Here is a 595-nt window from a genome sequence, read left to right as displayed (position 1 = left end):
CCGTCTGGCCGCACGACAATGCGCTGGCGGCGGCCGGTTGCCGGACCTATGGCGAGGACGACGCGGCGCTGCGGATTTTCACGGCGATAGCCGAGGCCGCGATGCACTTTCGCCATCACAGGCTGCCCGAAGCGATGGCGGGCTTTCCGCGCGACGATTTCCAGGTGCCGGTGCACTATCCCGTGGCTTGCCACCCGCAGGCCTGGGCGGCTGGAACCGCGCCCTTCCTGCTGACGGTGTGCCTTGGCCTGGAACCCGACGGTTTCGCGAACAAGCTGCGGATCGTGCGGCCGCGAATGCCCGGTTTCGTGAACCGTATCGCGCTTCGCGGATTGCGTGTCGGCAAGGGCAGCGTCGATCTCGAGTTCAGGCGAACGGATGACGGCGCCGAGGTCGATGTCCTGCAGACGAGTGGACAATTGACCGTCGAAGTCGGAGGATGAGGGCTGTCATGGTTCGAGCCATGGCAAAAACATTCCGCCAGCCAGCCGTTCGCAGCGACGCGTTTCGCTTGAATGTCCAGCCGATAGAGCCTATTTAGAATTATTCCAAACTATCGGCCCGCGAAGGGCCTGGAGATACCCATGTTCATCCA

General features: G+C 63.0%; 1 pseudogene. It reads left to right on the top strand.

Annotated elements, in window-relative coordinates:
* Nucleotides 1–443: pseudogene (locus tag EOD07_RS38015) on the top strand (amylo-alpha-1,6-glucosidase); the annotation flags it as partial.
* Nucleotides 444–595: the final 152 nt, after the last annotated feature.

The organism is Mesorhizobium sp. M2C.T.Ca.TU.002.02.1.1 (genome assembly GCF_003997225.1).
This window is presented reverse-complemented; position numbering and strand designations above follow the sequence as displayed.